This is a genomic window from Paenibacillus tyrphae (genome assembly GCF_024158745.1).
GTDB lineage: Bacteria > Bacillota > Bacilli > Paenibacillales > NBRC-103111 > Paenibacillus_G > Paenibacillus_G tyrfis_A.
In genome coordinates this window covers 75,314-98,958 of sequence record NZ_JAMZAW010000025.1, presented here as the reverse complement: position 1 = coordinate 98,958, position 23,645 = coordinate 75,314, and the positions used below count along the sequence as shown (strand labels likewise).

Below are 23,645 nucleotides of genomic sequence, written 5' to 3'. Positions count from 1 at the left end.
CGACAAGGTCATTATCATTCAAGGGCTGTCATCTTCGATAGTACGGAAAAATAACATTTTCTCGTGATACTTGTCAGACCATTTCATGATAGTTCGTAACTAGGAAAAGTGATCGTCCACGAGTGAAAATCGGATAAAGCGATTGACGCATTGTGCCGGTTTGCGAATCAATCTTGCTTTCCCAAATAAATCGAATGAGGAGTGGATGATGAAGATGAATACGAAAAAGATGTACGGTGGAATGATTGCCTTGGTTAGCGCAGCCTTAGTGGCTGCAGGATGCGGAGCGGAAAAGGGAGCCCGATCGATAGATGTCGTCAATTCGGCTCAACCGATCCAGAATCAAATCGTTCAATCCATCGAATCCCAGGCGAAGCCGTTAAAGACGATAGACCCGGCGGAACCCTTCGATGATCTGAAGCCGCTTAAAAACATGATTGGGAATGCCCAGTACGTAGGATTGGGGGAAAATACGCACGGAAGCTCCGAAATTTTTACGATGAAATTTCGCCTTGTGAAGTATTTGGTTACTGAGATGGGCTTTACGAATTTCGCCATGGAACAGGATTGGGGGGATGGTTTAAAGCTGAACGAATACATCCAAACGGGAAAAGGAAATCCTAGAGAGTTTTTGAAGCTGTTGTATCCGGCCGATGAAATTATAGCCATGGTCGAGTGGATGAAGGAGTATAACGCCAATCCATCAAACAAAAAGAAAATCCAATTTATCGGGCCCGACTTAAAGGCACTGGATCAAAGTGTCTACAATAAAGTGATCGGTTATGTTAAGCAGCATCATCCTGATATGTTGGACGAAGTGAAAGAAAGGTATAAAGAACTGCCGGCTGCGACTGGAAATCTGGAGACCTATACGAAGTTGACTCCCGGAGAGAAAGAAAGATTCAAGGTGAACGCGGAGAAAGTTGTTCAATTGCTCAATGACAGGACCAAACAGGCCAAAGTCGAGGCGGATTCATCCGAGCTTATCTGGGTGAAAGCAACGGCGAAGGCGATAGAGAACTTCACAACCATGATGATTCCCGCTGACTATCCAAGCATGTTGAAGCTGCACGAACAATATTTGGCCGATCATATCATATGGGCCCAAGAGGCATTGGGCGGTAAAACGATGGTATGGGCACACAATATCCATGTAGCCAAAGGTGTTATCGATCCGAGTTTATACCCGAATGGCTCCGGACAGTTTTTAAAAGATCGCTTAGGCGACCAATATGTCGTCGTGGGCAGCACCACCGCGGAAGGGGAATTTACCTTATACAGCAGTTACACTTATTCCAGCGGAGGCAAGCTGTCGACGGAAACGATTCCGCAGGATGCGAACAGTTTCAATTATACGCTTGGAAAGGTCCCACATGATATGTTTTTGTTGGATAATCGCCATCTTGAGGGACAGGCGGATCAATGGGTTAGAGAAAAGCGGCCGTTGCTGAGCCTGGGGGGACAACTCATTCCGAAGGCGCCGGTATACTTCGATACGTCCCTGCTGGAGCAGTTCGATATTGTTTTCCACATTCGCAAAACAAGCCCGTCCCATATCAAGTAAGACATGACGACAATCCGAAAATGTCATATGACGTTTTTACACTGGTGCGGCTGACGGAAGAAGCGGTACGTACGGATATTACACGGAGAGGAGCGATGAGCCCTTATGAAATCAGGATTCATCCAGAATGGTTATTTTTTCTCGTTACAGGTATGTTTTACTTTTGTTTTTACCTCGTGGCTCTGTCGTTCAGTTTAAGTCTTTCTTTTATGGTCGTCGGCATTCCGCTAGTTACACGCGTATTGCGAACGACTGCAGCCTTCATCCAATTCGAGCGAACGCAGACGAAAATTTATACCGATATTACGACGGACCCGTACGACAAAAAAGTAATAACGGATGCATCGGTCTGGGCTCAAGCCAAATTAGAGCTTACGGATCGCCGCAACTGGTCCGCCGTCTTCTGGTTAATGAGGAAGTTCGTAATCGGACTCGTTAGTCTCGTCAGCGCAGTCTTGCTCTATGTAGCACCTCTTGCATTCCTGTTGGCACCCCTATTATATCGATACATCGATATGAATGTCATTTTTATGCAGGTAGATACTTTTGGGAAGTCCCTCTTTATCATGGCTGTGGGAGCGTTACTTGCCGCAATCAACTTCAAGCTGTCTGAAAGTTTGGCGAAAGCAATCGGAGGTTATACGCGAAGCATGATTCGGCAGCTAAACTGCTAGCTTTCATATGTTGGAAATATATAGGTCCAATGGTCGGTGAATAGATCATGATTTGCTGAAGTCCATGGATCCTGGGAGACATGAGAATCTCGGAGACACCTCAAGAAATATGAGGAAGATTGTGGATTTTTTGCTGCTAAAGAATTCATTCTAATGGGCTAGGGCAAAATATCTTGAGGGATGAAGCAAGGAGGTGAGAATGAATGGCTAATAACAATGAACGTAAACGCGATGACGCTTCTGAAGTTAATACAACTAACGCGGCTGACACCGACACAGGAGAAGCTGTAGGTACTGTTGGTGGAGGTGCGGTAGGCGCCGTCGTAGGTTCCGCTTTGGGACCCATTGGAACCGTTGTAGGCGGTATAGCTGGAGCGGCGCTGGGGAACAAGGTTGGCGAGAATGCTGGAGGTAACGAAAATACTACAGGCCAAACAAAATAAAACGGGCTGGTTGAAAAAAGTTAACGGGGGCCGGGGAATCCCGGACCCCTATTGATATCCGGCGCATTCGATCCATGAAGAAAACTTTTCATGCATGGCTCTGTTTAGCAGCCGAACTGCTACGAAGCACCTTGATAATCGCGGAAACTTCCTCATTTCCATAACCGGCCTCGAGAGCTTTCGCAAAGAGCGGTAAAGCGTGTGCAGGAAATTCAGCATGGATCCCGGCTTCCTGTGCTTGCTGGACGAGCCGCTCCACACTATCCGCAGAGGTTTTGAGGGAGCTTTCGGGGTTTCCGAAATGCCCTGTCTGGATGACCTTCCCCTGATGCTTGGCTTCTTCCCCAAGTAACGGTGCAATAGCGGCGATCATGGAACCGAAGGAGTCCACCCGTTGGTTTTCCGATTCGAGGATGCGCGCCCCATGAGCAAAACCAAGCCATGTTCCCAAAAGGTAGGAGATAACAGCTAAAGCCTGCGCAGACGCAGAACCCACCGGCTCACCCAAATAAATCGAGCTTCCGGCAAGGATCTTGAGAAGCGGTTCGCTTGTTTGGAACGCGGTATGTGAACCCGAAAAGAGGATCATGGTCTCCGCTCCCCCAATATGGCTAAGCCACGCCTGAATCGCTCCGTCCAGATAGTCGGCACCTCGCTCCCGTGCCCAAAGCTCATTGTTTCGCGCTTCCTGCGGGGTACCCGTACTTAGCTGAACCAGAGTGCGGCCGGCAAGGACAGGGGCGACCTCTTTTGTATCCAGGATGCGGGCTGATGTCTCATAGTTGGCAACGCAGACGATAGTGATTGGACTCGCGCTAACGGCCGAAGCCGCGGAAGTGGCGAGTTGCGCGCCTTGCTGAACGAGCGATTCTGCCTTCGAGAGTGTCCGGTTCCAGACCGTCACTCGCTTGCCGTTTCTCAGCAGCGTCTGTGCGAGAGCCGTTCCCATAGGCCCCAAACCAATTACGGATACTTCACTCATAGGATTTCCTCCTTGTGCTATGTTCGACGAATATGTAATGAGAAATTAAATGATACTAAACTGTCTCGTATCATAAAATGAATGATACTATACCGTTTAGTATCGTGTCAATCGATTATTTTTTATCATGCCAAAAAATAAAAAAACCTCTGGAGCCTATAGGAAATAACCGCGGTTATTCCTATAGGCCCCAAAGGGGTCAATCAAGATACTGGTTTATCATCTGCGTCGCAATTTTTTTGAGTTGGGCTGCCGATCCGTCTAAACCGAGTACCGGGACGGAGGAATAGGCTCCATTGATCACCAGCAAAAGCTGATCTGACAAGTCCTCGTCAATCTTACCCGCCTTCTGGCTAAGATGAGCCAACCGAATGCGTAATGCGCGATTATATTCCAATGCCATCCGGTGGGCAGGATGATTTTCGTCCGAGAATTCGGCAAAAGCGTTGAGAAAGGGGCATCCCCGATAATATTCCGGTTTAAACAATTCAATAACGGCGTCGATTAGCGCGATCAGTTGGGCTTTTGAGGACCCTTCATGCTTAGCGACAGCCTCGTCAAAATGCTCCCAAATGTGATGATCATGCGCCTCAAGATAGGCAGCGATTAATTCATCTTTGGTGGGAAAATGCCGATAGAGGGTCGCTTTACTCAAACCGGACCGCTCTACGATGGTATCCATGCTGATGGCTCGAATCCCTTCACGATAAAACAAATCGGAAGCTACATCCAGTATGCGCTGGCGGGAAGAAGAGGGGGCTGCTGACATGGCTGTTCACCTGACCAATCGTTTATGATTCATTTTGTAGAACCTGTCTATATAGAGACGAAACGGTTCAGTATTAGAGTGTATCATGGAAATTTGCCATCAGCAAGGGCCAGGGACGGGCACGTCAATAGACCGCGTTGGTTAAAATTGACTCCAAGAATGATTTGGATTATATTCTAGTAAAGCCATTCTCTTCGCATTTATAAAGAAAGGAGCATTCGATCCATGAAGAAAAAAACGTTAAAGTTCATATCTTGTGGATACGGATACTCGACTGCTATTTTTTTCTAGAATCCATTTCACGGGTGAAGTGTGCCTGAAAATAATGGTAAAAAATAGCAGAAAACTTTAGAATGCGAGGTAAATTCAAATGGAACATGCCAAGATCGTTAGAAAAAATCCGGCAGGGATGCCTGCTCCGGTAGGGAACTACACCCACATTACGAAAATCCCCAGAAACGCAGAGCTGTACGTTACTTCCGGTCAAATCGGCGTAGACCGAAATGGCAATATTCCCGATCCTATGAACGAACAGATCAAGAATACGTTTGACAATATTAAAACTGTTTTGCATTCCGAGGAATTAACGTCAGAAAATATTATTAAGGTTAATATATGGGCTACCCAAAAAATCGATTGGGATTATCTCGATGCCGAGTGGGATAAGTTGTTCGGCAACAATTATCCCGCCATGACGATTGGTTACATTTCTGAATTAGGACTGCCGGAAATAAAAATAGAAATAGAAGTATGGGCAGCTAAAGTCTAAAGCAACTCTCTCTATCCACCCCCACGTAAAAGCCGTGCTTTGACGTGGGATTTTTATTAATCATTATTGGACGAATGGAGAAGAAAGGAGCAATGTGCATGAATTTTCATTTGAAAGAAGCGATTGAGGTTCTGGAGCGTACGCCGCAGACGTTGGAGTATTTTTTATCCGGTTTATCGGACGGATGGCTGCAGTGCAATGAAGGCGAAGGGACATGGAACGTCGTTGAAGTGATTGAGCACCTCATTGAGGGAGAGAGAACGAATTGGGTCCCGAGGCTGGAGTTTATTCTTCAAGAAGGCGAAAGCAAACCGTTTCCGTCATTTGACCGTTATGCCCACTTGAATGAAAAAGAGGAAAGATCGTTCGAGCAAAAGCTGCATGAATTCAAAACGATTCGAGCCTCAAATATAGCTAAACTTAAGGAGCTTGTCGACTCTGAAGCGCACCTCGAATTGACGGGCATCCACCCTGCATTTGGGGTCGTCAAGCTGAGAGAATTGCTCTCCACATGGGTTGTTCATGATTTAACCCACATGGCGCAAATCGTTCGGGTCATGGCTGAGAGATACCGGGCGGACGTTGGGCCATGGAAACAATATTTAGGGTTATTAAAAAAGGAATGACGGCAGCCGACATGGGAATCGGACAAGGATAGGTATTCACCTATGATTGCCCAGATGAGTATCTTATTGTTGAAGATACGTCATTTTGTACGGGGGAATCTATGTGGGAACCTTTGTTAATGTAGAGCCGGGTGTAAATTTATATGTGGAGGATATCAATCCGGGGGGAAGTAAGACCATTGTTTTTATACATGGTTGGCCGTTAAGCCATAAACAATTTGAGTATCAGTTTGATGTTCTTCCCGCACTGGGATACCGCTGTATAGGAATCGACTGGAGGGGGTTCGGCAAGTCGGATAAGCCATTGAGCGGCTACAATTATAACCGATTGGCGGATGATATCCGCACGGTAGTCGATGCGCTTCAATTACATGACTTCACGCTCGTTGGACACTCCACGGGCGGGTCGATCGCGATTCGGTATGTGTCCCGGTACAATGGCTACGGAGTGTCTAACCTTGTCCTTGTTGACGCTGCGGCTCCCATAGGCTTTACGCCGGAGACTGCCAATAAATTTCTTCATGAGACGTTAAATGACCGCCCTAAGATGATGCGGGAGGTCACGGACGGCTTTTTCTTTCAGTATATCACCGCTCCGTTCTCGGAATGGTTTTTTCAACTGGGATTACAGGCGGCAGGCTGGTCGACCGCGGCCGTCGTCGTTATGCTGAGAGATGAGAAGCTATATGATGATCTGCCGCTCATATCCGTGCCTACCTTAATCGTCCACGGCATTCATGACAAAGTCATTCCCTTTCAACAAGCTCAGGAACTCCATCAAAACATAAGAAATTCACAGCTTGTCCCGTTTCACTATAGCGGCCATGGCCCTTTCTGGGAGGAACGCGACAAGTTTAACCAGCTATTGAGTCATTTTATATTGCAATGAAAGGACCGGGATTCCTTGATAAATAAGGAGTTCCGGTCTATTTCTTTATGCTGGACAAAGCAATAAATACCCCTTTTTAGGTATGGAAGCGTGGCAGTGCCGGCTTTATTGTTAAACTTATGGACTGAGGCATGCGAAAGGCGAAAGCCATGTCCATGCCTATTTCTTATGGAGCAGCTAACATCGATGGAGGGGTCACTTGAATAGGTCGTATGTCATATATGCGTATGTATTGAGCCTGCTCGCGGCCTGTGGGTTTGGGATCATTGCGCTGGCGGTTAAGGGAGATCGGCTGTTGGCTTTCGATCACAGCATCTCGTCCTTGATCCAGAGCTGGGAGTCCGCGGGATGGACCCGATTCATGAAAGGGTTCAGTTGGATCGGTTCCACCATGCCGATTATCGTGCTTTCGCTCGGAATGATCATCGTGCTGTATGTTTTGTTAGGGCGGCGGAAGGAGCTTCTTTTGTTTATTGCGGCGATTGGAGGCTCTACGGCAGTAGGATACGTTTCGAAATCATTGTTCGCTCGGGAGAGACCGAACTTTCACCGGCTCCTGGAGGAAGATGGGTTTTCGTTTCCGAGCTCGTCGTCGGTTGCCGCCGTCGCTTTGTATGGTATTATCGTTTATTTGTTATGGAGCCATATCCGAAACCGTACGGGGAAAATCGCGCTTACGTCAGCGGCCATCTTCATGATGGTCTGCATCGGTCTGAGCCGAATTTATTTAGGGGTGCATTACCCGAGCGACGTTATCGGCGGGATGCTGGCAGGCGCGGCTTGGCTGTGGCTGGCGATCGCCGTGTACAAACATCTCTCCGATTCGCATGATAGAAGTGCCAAGTTATCCATGTAGTCTGTTTTGTTAACACAGCTTATGATTTATGGCAGAAAAATTAAGAGACCCGGGTGAAAAAATGGAAAATGCCCTTATTGCTTTTATCAGCATTATGGTCTTAGGAGGAGTTATCTTCTACAGCCTTTGGTGGGAAGGCGGGAATGTAGGCTTTAAATTTGCAAAGTGGTTTTTTGGTATTTTTTTTGCAGCGGCGCTGGTTGTTGGCGGCTACACCTACTTTATGAGTTAAGGATATGGAAGTTTAGCCGCATGAAGTAAACTATGGCACCAAGGGCAAGAACGGAGGATATGTGATGGAAGGCATGAATCAAATCAAGCGATGGATTGCGATCGTTCTTATATTTATGCTCACACTAGGATTGGCTCCCGGCGGGAAGGGGTTTGCTGCGGAGCAGCCTGTTTTGGATCAAGAGCAGGCAATTGGTATCGGAAATGTTTTTGTTAACCGCGATTATCCGAGATATCAAACCTTTACCCCTGCCATTAGCGGTAATCTCAATAAGATTGAGCTCAACATATTCGATTTTTATAATGGAACCGGGGCATTACGGTTGGGTATCTATAAAGAAGGCGATCTTGGGACGCCGCTTGCCACAGAAGAGTTAACGTCGTACAGCCCAGGCTGGGTAGCGTTCGATTTCTCCGGAGTATCGCCTTACTTGAAGAAAGATACGATGTATCGAATGGTTGCCTCTACGGAAAATGGAGGAAGCGGTGCGGGTTTTGGATGGTACACTAGCCCGGGCGATCCCTATAAACGAGGCAACTCGCCGTCGCCAGGGTACGACTTTTCCTTCAGGACCTACATGATTCCGGATTATTCGATATCTCCGGGGGAGAGTGAGGTTTCCAGCGCGCAGTCCAGTCTCGCAGCCGATGGGACAAGTCAGACGACGGTTACCGTGAAGTTGAAGGACGCGCAGGGCAATGCTTGGCCGACCGGAGGGTCGGCGGTTACGATCACGTCGACGTTAGGGACGGTTAGCGCTGTAACGGATAACTATGATGGTACCTACACGGCGACGCTGACGGCGCCGACAACGCTAGGTACCGCGACGATCAGCGCAATGGTCGGCGGCATTCCGATAGCGAAGACGGCAAGCGTCCAGTTCGTGCCGGGAGCGCCGTCGACCTCGACAAGTATGGTCGTTGTGGGCAGCGGTTCTTTGCCCGCAGATGGGACGAGTCAGACGACGGTAAACGTGAAGCTGAAGGACGCGCGGGGCCATGCGTTGACGAGCGGAGGAGCGACGGTCGCCATCACGTCGATGTTAGGGACGGTTAGCGCTGTAACGGACAACCAAAATGGCACCTATACGGCGACGTTGACGGCGCCGACAACGCTAGGCACCGCGACGATCAGCGCAACGGTTGGCGGCAGTCCGATAGCGTCGACGGCAAGCGTCCAGTTCGTGCCGGGAGCGCCGTCGGCAGCGACGAGCGCGGTGGAAGCGGGCAGCAGTTCCTTGACTGCGGACGGAGCTAGCCAGACGACGATCAGCGTGAAGCTGAAGGACGCGCAAGGCCATGCATTGACGAGCGGAGGCGCGGCGGTCGCGATCACATCGACGCTAGGCACGGTTAGCGCTGTGGCGGACAACCAAAATGGCACCTACACAGCGACGCTGACGGCGCCGACGACGGTAGGCACCGCGACGATCAGCGCGAGTGTCGGCGGCAGTGCAATAGCGTCGACGGCGAGCGTCCAGTTCGTGCCGGGAGCGCCGTCGGCAGCGACGAGCACAGTCGAAGCAGGCAATGCTTCCCTTACGGCGGATGGAGCCAGTCAGACGACGATTAGCGTGAAGCTGAAGGACGCGAAGGGCAATGCATTGACGAGCGGGGGAGCCGCGGTCGTTATTACGTCGACGCTAGGCACAGTTGGTGCGGTCACGGACAACCAAAATGGCACCTATACGGCGATGCTGACGGCGCCGACGATAGTAGGCACTGCGACGATCAGCGCGACGGTGGGCGGTAGTGCGATAGCCTTGACGGCGAGCGTCCAGTTCGAGCCGGGAGCGCCGTCGACAGCGACGAGTACGGTTGAAGCGGGCGCCGCCACCCTTGCGGCGGACGGAGCCAGCCAAACGACGATAAGCGTGAAGCTGAAGGACGCGCAAGGCAATGCTTTGGCGAGCGGAGGCGCGGCGGTCGCGATCACGTCGACGTTAGGGACGGTTAGCGCTGTGACGGATAAGCAAAATGGCACCTACACGGCGACGCTGACGGCCCCGACGACGGTAGGTACCGCGACGATCAGCGCGACGGTTGGTGGAAGTGCGATAGCCTCGACGGCGAGCGTCCAGTTCGTGCCGGGAGCGCCGTCGGCAGCGACGAGTACGGTGGAAGCGGGCAGCGTCACCCTTGGGGCGGACGGAACCAGCCAGACGACGATCAGCGTGAAGCTGAAGGACGCGCAGGGCCATGCATTGACGAGCGGAGGCGCGGCGGTTGCGATCACGTCGACGTTAGGCACGGTTAGCGCTGTAACGGATAAGCAAAATGGCACCTACACGGCGACGTTGACGGCCCCGACGACGGTAGGCACCACGACAATCAGCGCGACGGTTGGCGGCAGTGCGATAGCGTCGACGGTGAGCGTCCAGTTCGTGCCGGGAGCGCCGTCGGCAGCGACGAGCACAGTCGAAGCGGGCAATGCTTCCCTTACGGCGGACGGAGCCAGTCAGACGACGGTCAGCGTGAAGCTGAAGGACGCACAGGGCAATGCATTGACGAGCGGAGGAGCCGCGGTCGCGATCACGTCGACGTTAGGGACAATTGGTGCTGTAACGGATAAGCAAAATGGCACCTACACGGCGACGCTGACGGCCCCGACGACGGTAGGCACCGCGACGATTAGCGCGACGGTCGGCGGCAGTGCGATAGCGTCGACGGCGAGCGTCCAGTTCATGCCGGGAGCACCGTCGGCAGCGACGAGCACGGTAGAAGCGGCCAATGCTTCTCTGACCGCGGACGGAGCCAGTCAGACGACGATCAGCGTGAAGCTGAAGGACGCGCAAGGCCATGCCTTGACGAACGGAGGCGCGGCGGTCGCGATCACGTCGACGTTAGGGACGGTTGGCGCTGTAACGGACAATCAAAATGGCACCTACACGGCGACGCTGACGGCGCCGACGACGGTAGGCACCGCGACGATCAGCGCGACGTTCGGCGGCGCCGCGATGGCACAGACCGCGAGCGTTCAGTTTCTGCATGGTCAGGTGAGCGTATCCCGCTCAACGGTGGCCGCGAGCGATCTCGTCGTACGAGCGGATGGCAATAGCAAAGCCTCCATCTTCGTGAGGCTCAAGGATGATTACGATCATTCGCTCGCCGGAAAACGGGTGATGCTTCAAGCCACGGGCGGACGATCCGTTATCCAACAGGTTTATGGGTTAACCGATCAGGAGGGTCTGGTCACCTTTGCGGTGAGCAATACGGCGGCAGAGAACGTGACTTATTTCGCCAAGGATGAAGCAAGCGGTCTAGTGCTAGACCAAACTGTAAGCATTACGTTTACGTACGACCAGCCGCCGAATATCAAGCTGCAGGCGGACCCTGTCGCCCCAACCTTCGGGAACGTGACCGTTACCGTATCGGCATCGGTATACGGCCAGTTTAATCGCGTATCTTCGATCAAGTGGGCGGCAGGAAGCCGTGCCGTCTCGTATTTTGACAAGCAAGGCACGGAAATCGCGGACCACCGTTTTACGGTACAAGAAAACGGGATGTATTCGGTCTATGTGGCAGATACGGCCGGCAATGCGAACGTCAGTCTGATCGAGGTAAAGAACATCGTTCCTAGGAGCGGCAATGCGGATTTGGCCGGCTGGCAGCTAGCAGGCTTGGGCGGGACGGTGAAGTTCGATTTTAACCCGGGAGTTACGAGTTATACGGTAGATGTCAGTCATGCGGTGTATGGTTTGAAAATGACGCTGACCCCCTCGGATGTGTATTCTGCCGTTTATGTGAACGGATCGCAGGTAACCGGCAATGCGATGCCGCATGAATATTCCCTTGTGACAGGTAAAAACACGTTCGAGGTCAAGGTCAAAGCGCAGAACGGCTCCATTAAAACGTATACGCTCAGCGTGATTCGATCGGCGGCAAGCACGGACTCCGGTTCGGGTGGCTCCGACTCCGGTTCCGATTCCGACTCAAGCTCTACGAGTCCTTCGAGTGCGGCAAACCCACCGAGCCAGCCGGCACCAACCAATTCGCTGGCGATTTGGATCCATGATCAAAAGGTGTCCGGGATCGCCACACTTCAAGTCGATGCCGACGGAGCGAAGTCTGTCGAGGTTGTATTGGATGCGAATACGCTAAAGAAGGTGCTTGATTCACTATCCGCTGCGGCTAAAACGAATCTGGCGATTTCAATCGAGGATGAGGCGGGCAAAGTGGCGCTGCGGCTTCCCGGTAAAGCTGTTACCCTCCTCGCCGAGAAGGCGGATGGCCTTACTTTGAAAACCCGGCAGGGCCAATATCGCCTGCCTCTGGCTGAATTAACGCGTCAGGAGTTCGATTGGACGAACGACGCGGAAGTTCAGTTGACGATCGAGCTAGGCAAGAGCAAAGCGATATCGGGACTGCAGGATGCGGCGAATAAAGGCGGCTTCCAATTGGCCGCTGACCCGGTTCATTTTACCGTCCAAGTAGTTCGTCATGGCGAGAGAAGGGAGATTTCCGGCTTCAGCCGTTATGTGGAAAGAGTCCTTTACCTGCCTAAGGACTTCACTGGCAAGGCTTCAACGGTCGTCGTGTGGGACGGGAAGCTCGGTGCGCGTCCGGTACCGACGAAATTTACCAAAGTCGACGGGCGGCAGGCCGCCGTCATCCACAGTCTCACGAACAGCGCTTACGTACCGGTATCCAGAACGTCCAAGTTAACGGATATTCAAGGGCACTGGGCGGCTGCTGAAATAGGCAGTATGAACAGCCGAATGATCGTCGATGGCGTAGATGAAAGCCGATTCGTTCCTGAAGCGGAGATTACTCGGGCCGAGCTCGCCGCATTGCTTGCAAGAGCGATGGGGCTTCCGAAAGCCGGAGATCAAGCGGGTTTCCAAGACGTAAGCGAAACGAGCTGGTACAGCGGGGCCGTAGCGGCTGTGAAAGCTTACGGCATCATGGATGGTTTCGGAGACGGCACATTCGGGCCCGACCGGAAGGTATCACGGCAAGAGGCGATCGTGACGCTCGTTCGGGCGCTGCGGCTGGCCGATGCCGATTCGGCGGCAAGCCATCGCGCAGGGCAAGCGGATCTCACCGCCTACGCCGACCGCGATCAGATTGGCGGCTGGGCAAGCGACGCGATCCGGACCGCCATTCATGCGGGATTGGTGAACGGGTATGGAGATGAGCTGCGGCCGCAGAAGACATTAACTCGTGCCGAAACAGCGGTGCTCCTTTACCGGATGCTGCTACAAGCGGGATTCATCGATGGGTAAGCAGATGAAGAGACGGGCCGACGGGCCCGTCTTTTTATGCGTTTGGAAAACGCGCCCTTCCCCCTGCCTTTCGGCAAACGAGGGGTTGACTTGCTTCTGTGGAGGTTTCTAAAATAAGGTTTATCAAGGAGTACGCTAGGGGTGTAGGACATGAATCCTAATCTGGAATTCCAAGTGATGGACATAGTGAGTGAAGACAGTCGCATGAGGCTGTACCGGGGGATTCTAGTAGATTACGATCCATTGAACCCTGTACTTATCCGAACGGCCAAAAGCGAAGAAGGCGGTGCAGCCGAGAAAGGCTTTCTTCGTCATGAATTCGAGATCACCGAAAGTTTACAACTGGACGGTATCGTGAAGCCGATTACTTTGCGTACATTCGGGAGCTCGCTCGCTCTGGTGCTCGCGGACGACGGGAGAATCTCCTTAAGGGAGTACTTGAGCAGGAGCAGCGGCCTCGATCAAGGTACCTTTGTTCAACTGGCCGGCGCAATCGCCGCCATCGTCAAGGAGCTTCATCGCCGGCAGATTCTTCATCTGGATTTGCGGCCGGACCATATCTTGATTCATCCGGATACGCTGGACCTGTCTCTGACCGGCTTAGGCCACGCTCAACACATGGTCATGGACAATCCGCTTCGTCCAGATGACTTGCACGTTTTCATCGACCGGCTTCCGTACATTTCCCCTGAGCATACCGGCAGAATGCAGGCGCAGGTTGACGAACGAAGCGATCTGTACGCGTTAGGGGTCCTATTTTACGAGATGCTGACGGGGCAATTGCCGTATAAGGCTGCAGAGCCGCTGGAGTGGATTCACGCCCATTTGGCGCAAGCGCCGCTGCCGCTCATCCATCCGAGTCAGACCGTGGATTCGACGGTTATTGCTATCGTGATGAAGCTGCTGGAAAAAAACGCAGAAAACCGCTATCCTCATTGCGATGCTTTAATCGCCGATCTGAACAAAATCGGAGAGATGTACGAGCCGTTTAGGATGAAAGACGTGCTTTACGGCAGGGAAGACGAGATTTCGCTGCTGTCCCAAGCTTTCCAATCGACCTGCTTCGGCTCGACGGAAATTGTGTATGTCTCGGGTCCGGCGGGAATTGGAAAAACGAGTCTGTTGGAAGAAGTGTTTCTCCGGCAGAAAACGCACTTGCGTGAGACGTTCTATATCACGGGGAAGTTCGAGCAAATTTCCAAGGAAAGCCCGTATTACCCGATTATTCATGCTTTCCGCGGGCTGCTGCGCCATCTGCTGGGAGAAAGCTCGGATCGGGTCGAAGCATGGCGAAGCAAGCTTCGCGACGCTTTAAGCTCAAACGAAGCGATCATTGCCGCGATCATTCCCGAAGTCAAGCTGCTGATTGGCGATTTCGCAGCCGCCGAAGAGCTGCCCCCGGATGAAGCCAAAAAGCGGTTTATTTATGCATTTCGCAAATTCGTTCAAGCTCTGGCCTCGAAAGAGCATCCGCTTGTCCTGTTTATTGACGACCTGCAGTGGGCCGATACCTCGTCGCTGCAGTTGATTCATTCGCTTCTGTGCGACCCGGAAAGCCAGTACTTGATGTTTGTCGGCGCTTATCGCGACGCAGACCCGGGGCCGAAGAAGCTTCCAGGGTATGAGGAGGACGGAAGCGTTACCGAAGAGGTCGCGGTCCGCCATATCCCTCTGCGCGCGTTGACCTTGGAACAAATGAATCCGATTGTGATGGACGCGCTAAACTGCGATACCGATGAAGCCATGCCTCTCACCGAAGTGCTGTATCACGAGTCCGAAGGCAATCCGTTTCACCTCAAACAAATGTTCCAACGTTTTCAAGATGACAGGCTCTTGAGCTACAGCCAAGAGGACAGGCGCTGGCACTGGAGCTTGGGGCAAATTATCGAACGGCAGCCGTTCTTTACGGTTCATGAGCTGATGGAGCATAAGCTGCTTCGGATCTCCGGCGAGGCTCAAGAGCTGCTGCGGATTGCGGCATGCACGGGCAGCGAGTTTCACGCTTCTTTTATTGCGAAAGTTTCGGGGCGGCCGGTGGAGACCGTTGGTTCGGTGTTATCTTCGGCTCTCGATGAAGGCTTAATTGCGTCGTCAAGTCCGGACCGCTATCGGTTTCTGCACGATAACTTCCAGAAAATGTTATACAACCGGATGGATGACGAAACGCGGCAGCGTACGCATCTTTCGATCGGCAGATGGTTGAGAGAACTGGACGGCGAGCAGTCCGAAGATTTTTTCACGGCTGTCCACCATCTCAATATCGGTTCGGGTGTCATCGAAGACCGGCAAGAAGCGGTTCAGTTGATGGAGATGAATCTCGTTGCCGGGAAACGGGCCAAGGCGTCCACAGCCTTTGATATTGCGTTGATTTTCTTTAGAAAAGGGGCAGCCTTGCTCGGTGCCGGGGATTGGGACCGGCATTATGCGTTGTGCTTCGAGCTGCATGTGGAGCGGGCTGAATGCGAATATTTGTGCGGGAACCATGAGGATACGGAACGGTTGGTCGGCCAGCTGCTGCTTCAAACGCGCAATCCCATCGAACGGGCCAGAGTATGGATGATTCGGATCACGCAGTGCATTAACTTGGGCAAATATCAAGAAGCTACGGTTCTCGGCTTGCAGGGCTTGAAAGAGTTCCGGATCGACATCGCGCCCGTCCCTTCGAAGGCCGCCGTTTTTTCGGAGCTTTTGCGGGTGGAGCTATGGCTCCGGCGCCACGATAAACGGCTTGCTTTCCTGCCGGAAATGACGGATAAAGACCGAGTGGCTGCGATCCATATGATTTTTGCGATCATGGCTTCTACTTTTTTTACCAATAAAAACGTGTTTTTTCTGCTCCTATGCCAAGCGATACGATTGTTGTTGAAGTACGGGAATACCGCTGTTTCCGGCGCCATTTACTCGATGTACGGTATGTTTTTGGGAATTGCGCTAGGGAGGTATGAGAAAGGCTACGAGATGGCCAAGGTCGGTCTGGAGTTGTCCGAGCGCTACAATGTGACTTCGATTAAAGGGATCACGCATATGATTTTCGGAGGGGTGCTCTGCCAGTTCGTAGGGAACGCGGACGAAGGAGACGTATATTTGGAAAAAGCGCTCCGATTCGGCATGGAGTCGGGCGATTACGTGTATTCGAGCTATTCGATGGGCGCGCATATCAATTCCTTGTATACGAGAGCTCCGCTAGACGAGTTGTCCAAGAAGATTACCGAATATTTGGCCGTGCTGGCGGAAACGAAGGATGAGTTTGTGCTGCAAAATTTTCACCTGTACCGGCAATTTATATTGGCGCTGCAAGGGGAAACGGCAGGGCCCTGTTCGTTTAACGATAAGGATTTTGAAGAAGAACGGTTCTTGAAGCACATTTATTCCGAGGAGACCTTCTCGACGACTTTGTTTCAATACAATACGTACAAGACGCAATTATGCTACTTCAACGGCAAGTTCGACGAAGCCGCGCAGTGGGCGCAGCAAGCAGAGAAATTCGCCGCGTACGCCACCCATCTGCCTCATCTGCCGGAATGTTTGTTCTATGAGGCGCTTGCGCTGCTGTCCGATCCCGGTATGCCGCGAAGCGGGAACAACAGGGTGAAACGTGTGAAACGAATTGTCCGCCGATTTAAAACCTGGGTAGGATGGAGTCCGGACAATTTCTTGTCGAAGCTATGTCTAATTGAAGCGGAATGGGCCAAAGTCGCAAAACGTTACGCGGCAGCCGAGGCGATGTATGACAAAGCGATTCGGGAAGCCAAGGAGCAGGGGAATATCCAAATGGAGAGCGTAGCCTATGAATTGGCTGCCAATTATTACGCGAGTCGGGGAAGAGCGAAGATCGCCTGCTTTTATTGGCAGGCTGCCGTGGAAGGCTATAAGCAATGGGGAATCCGTGTAAAGGCTCAGTCATTGGAGGAGCGGCTTCACGCGCTGCGCGGCGCCGGGAAGGCCAAAAGCTTACTGTCCGACGAGCAGCCGTTCTTCAGCAGTCCTACGGCAGCGGATGCTGCACCGCGTGGCTTCGGCATCCGCCAGGAGGCTCAGGCCGCGGAGCGTATGGATCTGGTCGCCATTCTCAAAGCGACACAGGCTATCGCGGATAAGATGGATTTGGACGCTGTCCTGGTGGAAATTATGAGCACCTTGATGAAATATGCCGGAGCGCAAAAAGGCACGCTGCTTACGGAATCGCACGGCGAGCTGTATGTCCGGGTCTATGCGGATGACGAAGTGAACATCTACGGTACGCTTACACCGTTGGAGGATAACGAGCTATTGCCCGGCGGTATTGCGCGTTATGTCTCCAGAACGAAGGAATCGGTCCATTATACCGGGACGGAGGACAGCTGGCTGCTGCACAATCCGTACCTGCTGAAGCATCGGCCCAAATCCGCATTATGCATGCCGGTGACCGTTCACGGAGCGTCGATTGGGGTGCTTTATCTTGAAAATACGCTTGTGGCAGGCGTGTTTTCCCCGGAACGGATCAGCATCTTTCATGCCATGGCCGCGCAAAGCTTATATATTTGCGAGCTGCTGCGGTCGCTGGGTCAATTCGACAGCGAGCCGGAGAATGGGAAGGAGAGTCCAAGAACGCCGAACGCGATGGAGGAACCTCTTACGGAGCGCGAGATGGAAGTGCTCGCTTTACTGGCTACGGGATTATCGAATAAAGAGATTGCGGAGCAGTTAGTTGTGGCGGTCGGTACGGTGAAGGTTCATGTGAAAAATATTTTCACGAAGCTCAAGGTCAACCGGCGAACCAAAGCGATCGCGCAAGCGAAGGAGCTTCAATTGCTCGATTGAGTCGGTTCGAACTTATAAAGACTGGGAAATCCCTCGGCTTACCGCCGGCGGATTTCCCAGTCTTTTTGCATTAATTTTCGGGCACGACGCCAAGCTGCTGCATGAGCGTTAAATTGTCTTCCAAGTGCCAATCTTCAACGAGCTTCCCGTCCTTGATGCGCAGCACATCGATCGCCATGAACTGAATAGGCTTGCCGGTCGGGGTTTTGCCCAAGAACTCGCCTTTATGCGTGCCGGTGAAGGAAAGACGGGCGGTTACTTTGTCTCCGACGACCAATAAATCTTCAATTTTGCACTGCAAGTCGGGAACGGCTTTACGAAAATTGCGGGAGGCGAAGGACAAGCCATCCGGCCCTTGAGGCCGTCCCTTGGGCAGCGAGTTGTCGGTAAAGCCGGATGCGACCGCTTGCGAAAGGAACTCCTCATTGCCGGTGTTCCAGAACGCGTAGAAGCGCTGAGCGGTTTGCACCATCGCCGTAGCTTCTTTGGCATCCAACGACGGGTCGATCGTCATCGAAGCCGGCTGAGGGAGATCCTTCAACAGCTGAATGTCTTTTTTGGCCGGCGTTTCGGCGGCTTTCGCTTCATAATCGGCCGGTTTCGAAATGTTCCCGCACGCCGCCGTCAGCAGCACGGTCCCGAGGATGATCGCCATACCTGCGATCGATGGAATTGATTTTTTTGGTGCTAACATGATATTTCCTCCAAATCATAAATTGATGTGTAACGGTGAATCGCGAATCAAGCAGCCGCAGCGGATGAGACTGTAATCGATGGAGCATTACAGCTCATAGAAGTACCTCCTTACTTGTGAAAAAAGTGACTGACTCTACAGCGATATTATATATACATAAACTTCATTTAGGGAAGTAGTGATATTAATTTCATATAGTTTCCTAAAATGAATTAATGTGATATGACTGGGTTATCGGGGGATTTATATTGCCGTGACGACAAGAAGAAGTGACAACGAAAAGGACGATCTGGTAAGATAAACCTGCGTTGTCGGCCAAAGGAGAACGCAAAAATGCTGAATCTGGAGGTAGGTATGAACCATTGTCATTTGCTCGATATCGAGTTTGAATACGGCGGACAAAAGCAAACGATTACCCCGGTGCTGCTTCAAGACGAAGAAGATGTCATTCTCGTCGACTGCGGGTATCCGGATTTTGTGCCTCTTCTTGAACAAGCGGTCATCCGCTGCGGCTTGCGGCTCGCTTCGATCACCAAGCTGATTGTGACACATCACGATATGGACCATATGGGTCCGCTGGCCGCGTTGAAGCGGGCTTTTCCGCGGATCGAGATTATCGCCCACGAGGTGGAAGCGCCCTATATTGCAGGGACGAAGAAGTCGCTCAGGCTGGAGCAGGCCGAATCGACGCTCGACGTCTTGCCGGAAGAAGCGAAGCCGCAAGCGGAGCAGTTTATTCGCTTCCTGCAGTCGATCGAGCCGGCTGCCGTCGATCGGACGGTCGCCGATCGGGAGCGGCTGCCATGGTGCGGCGGGATCGAGATCGTGCATACGCCCGGTCATATGCCCGGGCATATTTCGCTGTATCTTCCCGCGAGCCGGACGCTGATCGCCGGGGACGCCGTCGTCATCGAGCAGGGGAAGCTGGACATTGCGAATCCGCAATTCACGTTAGATTTGGAGGAGGCCGTCCGTTCCGTGCGGCGATTGCTTGATTACGACGTGGAGCGGCTTATTTGCTATCATGGGGGAAGCTTCCATGGCGATGCGAAGCAGGCGCTGCGGCAGCTCGTTCACGAATATACGTCTTAGCGGGGCCATGCGCCCCGACTTCCCGGCGCGTAAAGACGACGGCGAACAACGCCGCAGTGACATGGCCCGAAGATTAAGGCTTGCAGTACCGTGCAAAATAAGCTATAGTCATAGTTAGATAATCTAACTATTTGGAAAGCAACGGTGAAAGGTGAGGGCATGGAAAGAAAAACGGCGAATGAATGTACAGCGGATCAACAGCTGCCTGCGCTGGGCATCGACCCTTATTTGGAGCTTATGGACAAAACGACAGCTCAAGATGCGGACCGCAAATCGATTCGCATGGGATTGGTCATGCTGTGGCTTAGCGACAACATCCTCGACGTGATGGACGTCGATTTAGCTCCTTTTGGCATTACCGAGAGCAAGCTGGATATGTTATTGCTGCTTATGCTGCATGAAGGCAGAGAGCTTATTACGCCTTCCGCCATCGCAGACCGGCTTGGAATCCGCCGGGCTTCCGTCACGGCTCTACTGGATTGGCTGGAAAAGCGCGGCTGGGTTTCCCGCGAACAAAGCGCCAAGGATCGCCGCATGATTCATGTCCGCATTACGCCGGAAGGCCGGGCCTTGGTGAACCAAGTACTGCCGACCTTTTGGTCGACCTGCGCCTCGCTGCTCGACGATTTGGATGCCGAGGAACGCAAGGTGTTTGAGAAGATTCTGAGCAAGCTGTATCAGAGCATCGAGAAAAAGGTGGGCGTAGGGAGATAATTTTTTTTAGAATAATAGTTAGATAGTCTTACTATATTGAAAGAGAAATTCGGGTGATGCCATGAAGGGGCGAAAACAGTTTGCGGAAATGTTCAAGGAGCTGCTTGCACATGCGAGCGGGCAATGGCCATTGATCTCGCTTGCTGGCGCAGCGATTGTCGGGATTTCCGTTCTTGAGTTTTGGATTCCTCAATTCACCAAAGTCGTCATCGATCAGCTCATACCCAACCGGCGATACGATGCGCTGCTTGAGATGGGAGGTTGCATTCTCGGTGCTGCGTTATTGTTGGGAGCTTTTCGCTTTTGCAGCAGCTATATGATGACGCTTGTTAGCCAAAGGGCCATTCTACGGCTGCGGAATAAGCTGTACCGGCATACCTTGAGCCTGGACTTGAAGTTTTTCGAGCGCAATCGTACCGGCGATCTCATGACCAGACTCACCGGCGATGTCAACCAGCTGCAGGAATTGGTGTCTGCCGATACGTTATCCATCGCGGCCGATTTTTTCACCTTTATCGCGGTTTGCGGTTATTTACTTTATGTCGATTGGGAGCTGGCGCTTCTGCTGATGAGCACGTTCCCCTTCCTGTTCTATACGTCGCGGTTTTTCAGCGGCCGCATCAAGTCGGCTTATCGGACGGTACGCCAGTCCTCTGCGGAACTGAGCAATCATCTTCAGGATACGTTGTCCGGAATTCGCATGATCAAATCCTTCGCTAACGAGCACGAGGAGGCACAGAGGTTCGCCGGGTGGAGCGAGCAGAACCGGAACGCTACAGTGGCGGCTTCACGGCTGTCGGCTTTGTTCTCTCCGATCATCGACGTGCTGAATTCCATCGGAATGGTCATCGTGCTGCTGTTCGGGGCTTGGCAGGCGATGCGCGGAAGGCTTACCGTCGGCGACATCGTGGCTTTCCTCGCTTACCTGCGTCTATTGCAGGGTCCGATTCGGTCCTTCAGCCGCATGGTGAGCCGAATTCAACAATCGGCCGCGGCCTACGAACGAATTCACGAAGTGTTGAAGACTGTGCCGGAGATTCGTAACAAAGACAACGCGATCGCTTTGCCGGCGATCCAAGGGGATATTTTCTTCGATGACGTGGATTTCGCGTATGAAGCGAACGTGCCGGTTCTGCAAAATTTTCATTTGAGAATCCGCGCCAACCAAGTGACGGCGCTGGTCGGCTCGTCCGGCTCGGGAAAATCGACCGTCGCCCATTTGATCGCCCGTTTATACGATGTGCAGAAAGGGGTGATCTTCATCGACGGTTATCCGCTGGACGAAGTCACACTTGAGTCGCTTCGCCGGCAAATCGGCATCGTATCCCAGGATGTGATCCTGCTGAACGGCAGCATCCGGGACAATATCGCCTACGGCAAGCCGGACGCGTCTCCCGAAGAGATCGAAGCGGCGGCGAGAGCGGCGAATGCGCAGGAGTTTATCAAGGCTTTTCCCCGCGGATACGATACGTTGATCGGGGAAAGGGGCGTCAAGCTGTCGGGCGGGCAGAAGCAGCGGCTGTCGATTGCCCGGGCGCTGCTGAAAAATCCGCGCTTGATCATTTTGGATGAAGCGACCGCGGCGCTCGACACGGAATCCGAGCAGTTGATTCAAAAGGCGCTTTCCCGGCTGCTTCCCGGGCGCACCTGCCTGGTCATCGCGCACCGCCTGTCCACGATTCAGCATGCGGACCGGATTGTGGTTTTGGAGAAAGGACAGGTCGTGGAAACAGGCACGCATGAAGCCTTGCTTCGGCGTTCGGGCAGATACAAGACCTTGTACGATATGCAGTTTCCGCAAACGGCCATCGAGACGGCTTGATCCTAATTTATTTGAAATTCAAAATTCGAAAGAGGTGCTTTATGTTGCAATTGGCCAATTCATCCCTTCCTAAGCGAAACTATTCTTTGATGACGGCGGTGCTGTGCTGGTCCGGTATGGCAGTGATGTCCAGCCTGTACGTCACCATTCCGCTGATCTCTTTGTTCGCCGATCTGTTTGGCATTACGCCGACCCAAGCCGCGGCTGCGGGAAGCGTATTTTCTCTCGGTTTTGCGATCGGCTGCCTGATCTATGGCGCGTTGTCGGACAAATACGGCCGCAAAAAGGTCATCGTGATCGGACTCATGGCATTGACGCTCATCTCCTTGCTGCTCGGCGTGATCGACAGCTTCTTCTGGATCATTGTGCTGAGGGGCTTGCAAGGCGCTGCGGCAGCTACGTTCTCGCCGGTGGCCCTAGCTTATGCGGTGGAAATGTTCCCCGCGGAAAAGCGGGTGACGACGATCGGGTTTATCAGCACGGGTTTCCTGGTTGCCGGAATCGTAGGGCAGGTCGTCAGCGGTTTAATCAGCCAGCAATACGGGTGGAACGCGGTATTTTATGTTCTCGCAGGTGCCTATGTCGTGACTGCGTTTCTCGTTGTCCGATTCCTGCCGAAAGGGGAAATTCAACAGGCAAACGCCAACATCTGGGAGCCTTTGAAGCAAATCGGCAGTGTGTTTTCGCAGAAAAATCTTATTCTCAGCTATGCTATCGCTCTGGTGCTGCTCATGTCGTTTGTCAGCATGTACACGGTGTTAGGCAGCTACTTGAGCGGACCGGACTTCGGGCTGACGAAGCAGGAAATTTTGTATGTGCGTTCCATCGGCGTAATCGGCATGCTTCTGTCTCCTTTGTCCGGGCGCTTGACCAAACGGTTCGGCGTTCGTGCCGTTCTGCGCGGCGGACTGCTGCTGGCAATGGCGGGCCTCGCTTCGTTGGGGCTGATGTCCAGCCTGCCGCTGCTGGTTATGCTGAGCTTGGTCTTTGTGGCGGGCATTGCGCTCTCCGTGCCGGCACTGGTTTCGCTCGTCGGCCAATTGGGAGGCAAATCGCGCGGGATTGCGGTTTCGGTCTACACGTTTATTCTCTTCGCCGGAACGAGCCTCGGGCCCATTCTCTCCATTCGTTTTATGGAAACCGGCAGCTATGCACTGACCTTTGTGCTGCTGGCGCTTATTCTGGGCATCGGCTTGCTGGCCGCATTGCTCATTCACCGGGAGACACCCGAGGAACCGGCGGCAGTCAGGAACTAAGGAAGAAATATTTCCCGATCCGTTCCGAACGGTTGACGAACTAAACTTGCGTTGTGTATCATGAAATTACGCTTAATTTCCAACTTCTCCGAGTTGGAAAGCGGGGGAACCATTTTTGTGGGGCGAATCGCCTTGTGCGCGTAGGGAACCATCTTTCCCGAGTCCGTCAGCTAACCTCGTCAGCAGTAGATGGGTCCATGCTTTCGTGCAAATTTTATGGCATGAATGACCCGTGATGC

Annotated in this window: 16 protein-coding genes, 1 pseudogene and 1 riboswitch; of the genes and pseudogenes, 14 read left to right on the top strand and 3 right to left on the bottom strand. The window is 52.6% G+C overall.

Annotated features, from left to right (window positions below; translation table 11 throughout):
* The first annotated feature begins 214 nt into the window (after nucleotides 1-214).
* The 3 genes and pseudogenes from NI000_RS29555 to NI000_RS29545 all read left to right on the top strand — a co-directional run bounded on the left by NI000_RS29555 (nucleotide 215) and on the right by NI000_RS29545 (nucleotide 2,681).
* Nucleotides 215-1,564 (top strand): erythromycin esterase family protein, encoded by a 1,350-nt coding sequence (locus NI000_RS29555; RefSeq protein ID WP_253414940.1) that lies wholly within the window; start codon nucleotides 215-217, stop codon nucleotides 1,562-1,564.
* 105 nt (nucleotides 1,565-1,669) lie between these two features.
* A pseudogene (locus tag NI000_RS29550) lies at nucleotides 1,670-2,238 on the top strand (sensor domain-containing protein).
* A gap of 203 nt (nucleotides 2,239-2,441) precedes the next feature.
* Entirely contained in the window at nucleotides 2,442-2,681 is a 240-nt protein-coding gene (locus NI000_RS29545) for a glycine zipper 2TM domain-containing protein (protein ID WP_253414939.1), read from the top strand.
* A gap of 88 nt (nucleotides 2,682-2,769) precedes the next feature.
* Here the strand turns inward: NI000_RS29545 and NI000_RS29540 are convergent, their stop codons facing one another.
* Together NI000_RS29540 and NI000_RS29535 are read right to left on the bottom strand one after the other, a co-directional pair.
* Nucleotides 2,770-3,663 carry an NAD(P)-dependent oxidoreductase gene (locus NI000_RS29540; protein ID WP_253414938.1) on the bottom strand — a complete coding sequence of 298 codons (894 nt, stop codon included), beginning with the start codon at nucleotides 3,661-3,663 and terminating at the stop codon, nucleotides 2,770-2,772.
* Between the two features lie 199 nt (nucleotides 3,664-3,862).
* Nucleotides 3,863-4,432 (bottom strand): TetR/AcrR family transcriptional regulator, encoded by a 570-nt coding sequence (locus NI000_RS29535; RefSeq protein ID WP_253414937.1) that lies wholly within the window; start codon nucleotides 4,430-4,432, stop codon nucleotides 3,863-3,865.
* Between the two features lie 370 nt (nucleotides 4,433-4,802).
* On the opposite strand from NI000_RS29535, the gene NI000_RS29530 reads away from it, so the two are divergent.
* From NI000_RS29530 to NI000_RS29500, 7 genes are all read left to right on the top strand, one after another.
* Nucleotides 4,803-5,201 (top strand): RidA family protein, encoded by a 399-nt coding sequence (locus NI000_RS29530; protein ID WP_253414936.1) that lies wholly within the window; start codon nucleotides 4,803-4,805, stop codon nucleotides 5,199-5,201.
* Nucleotides 5,202-5,299: 98 nt separating this feature from the next.
* Entirely contained in the window at nucleotides 5,300-5,827 is a 528-nt protein-coding gene (locus NI000_RS29525; protein ID WP_253414935.1) for a DinB family protein, read from the top strand.
* Nucleotides 5,828-5,930: 103 nt separating this feature from the next.
* Entirely contained in the window at nucleotides 5,931-6,716 is a 786-nt protein-coding gene (locus NI000_RS29520) for an alpha/beta fold hydrolase (protein WP_253414934.1), read from the top strand.
* 199 nt (nucleotides 6,717-6,915) lie between these two features.
* Nucleotides 6,916-7,572: a phosphatase PAP2 family protein gene (locus NI000_RS29515; protein ID WP_253414933.1), complete on the top strand. Its 657-nt coding sequence runs from the start codon at nucleotides 6,916-6,918 to the stop codon at nucleotides 7,570-7,572.
* Nucleotides 7,573-7,600: 28 nt separating this feature from the next.
* Complete coding sequence (locus tag NI000_RS29510; protein WP_253414932.1) at nucleotides 7,601-7,804, top strand: hypothetical protein; 204 nt, start codon at nucleotides 7,601-7,603, stop codon at nucleotides 7,802-7,804.
* Nucleotides 7,805-7,868: 64 nt separating this feature from the next.
* Entirely contained in the window at nucleotides 7,869-13,028 is a 5,160-nt protein-coding gene (locus NI000_RS29505) for an invasin domain 3-containing protein (RefSeq protein WP_253414931.1), read from the top strand.
* A 150-nt stretch (nucleotides 13,029-13,178) separates the two neighbouring features.
* Entirely contained in the window at nucleotides 13,179-17,828 is a 4,650-nt protein-coding gene (locus tag NI000_RS29500; protein WP_301292756.1) for a helix-turn-helix transcriptional regulator, read from the top strand.
* Between the two features lie 70 nt (nucleotides 17,829-17,898).
* Here the strand turns inward: NI000_RS29500 and NI000_RS29490 are convergent, their stop codons facing one another.
* Nucleotides 17,899-18,522 (bottom strand): ester cyclase, encoded by a 624-nt coding sequence (locus NI000_RS29490; RefSeq protein ID WP_253414930.1) that lies wholly within the window; start codon nucleotides 18,520-18,522, stop codon nucleotides 17,899-17,901.
* Nucleotides 18,523-18,876: 354 nt separating this feature from the next.
* Here NI000_RS29490 and NI000_RS29485 point away from each other — a divergent pair, with 354 nt between their 5' ends.
* The 4 genes from NI000_RS29485 (at nucleotide 18,877) to NI000_RS29470 (ending at nucleotide 23,406) form a co-directional block, all read left to right on the top strand.
* Entirely contained in the window at nucleotides 18,877-19,614 is a 738-nt protein-coding gene (locus tag NI000_RS29485; RefSeq protein ID WP_253414964.1) for an MBL fold metallo-hydrolase, read from the top strand.
* Nucleotides 19,615-19,773: 159 nt separating this feature from the next.
* Complete coding sequence (locus tag NI000_RS29480; protein ID WP_253414929.1) at nucleotides 19,774-20,328, top strand: MarR family winged helix-turn-helix transcriptional regulator; 555 nt, start codon at nucleotides 19,774-19,776, stop codon at nucleotides 20,326-20,328.
* Between the two features lie 61 nt (nucleotides 20,329-20,389).
* The gene (locus NI000_RS29475) at nucleotides 20,390-22,150 is read left to right on the top strand and encodes an ABC transporter ATP-binding protein (protein ID WP_253414928.1); all 1,761 of its coding nucleotides are present in this window, start codon (nucleotides 20,390-20,392) and stop codon (nucleotides 22,148-22,150) included.
* Between the two features lie 41 nt (nucleotides 22,151-22,191).
* Entirely contained in the window at nucleotides 22,192-23,406 is a 1,215-nt protein-coding gene (locus NI000_RS29470; RefSeq protein WP_253414927.1) for an MFS transporter, read from the top strand.
* Between the two features lie 59 nt (nucleotides 23,407-23,465).
* A riboswitch (cyclic di-AMP (ydaO/yuaA leader) is annotated at nucleotides 23,466-23,604 on the top strand.
* Nucleotides 23,605-23,645: the final 41 nt, after the last annotated feature.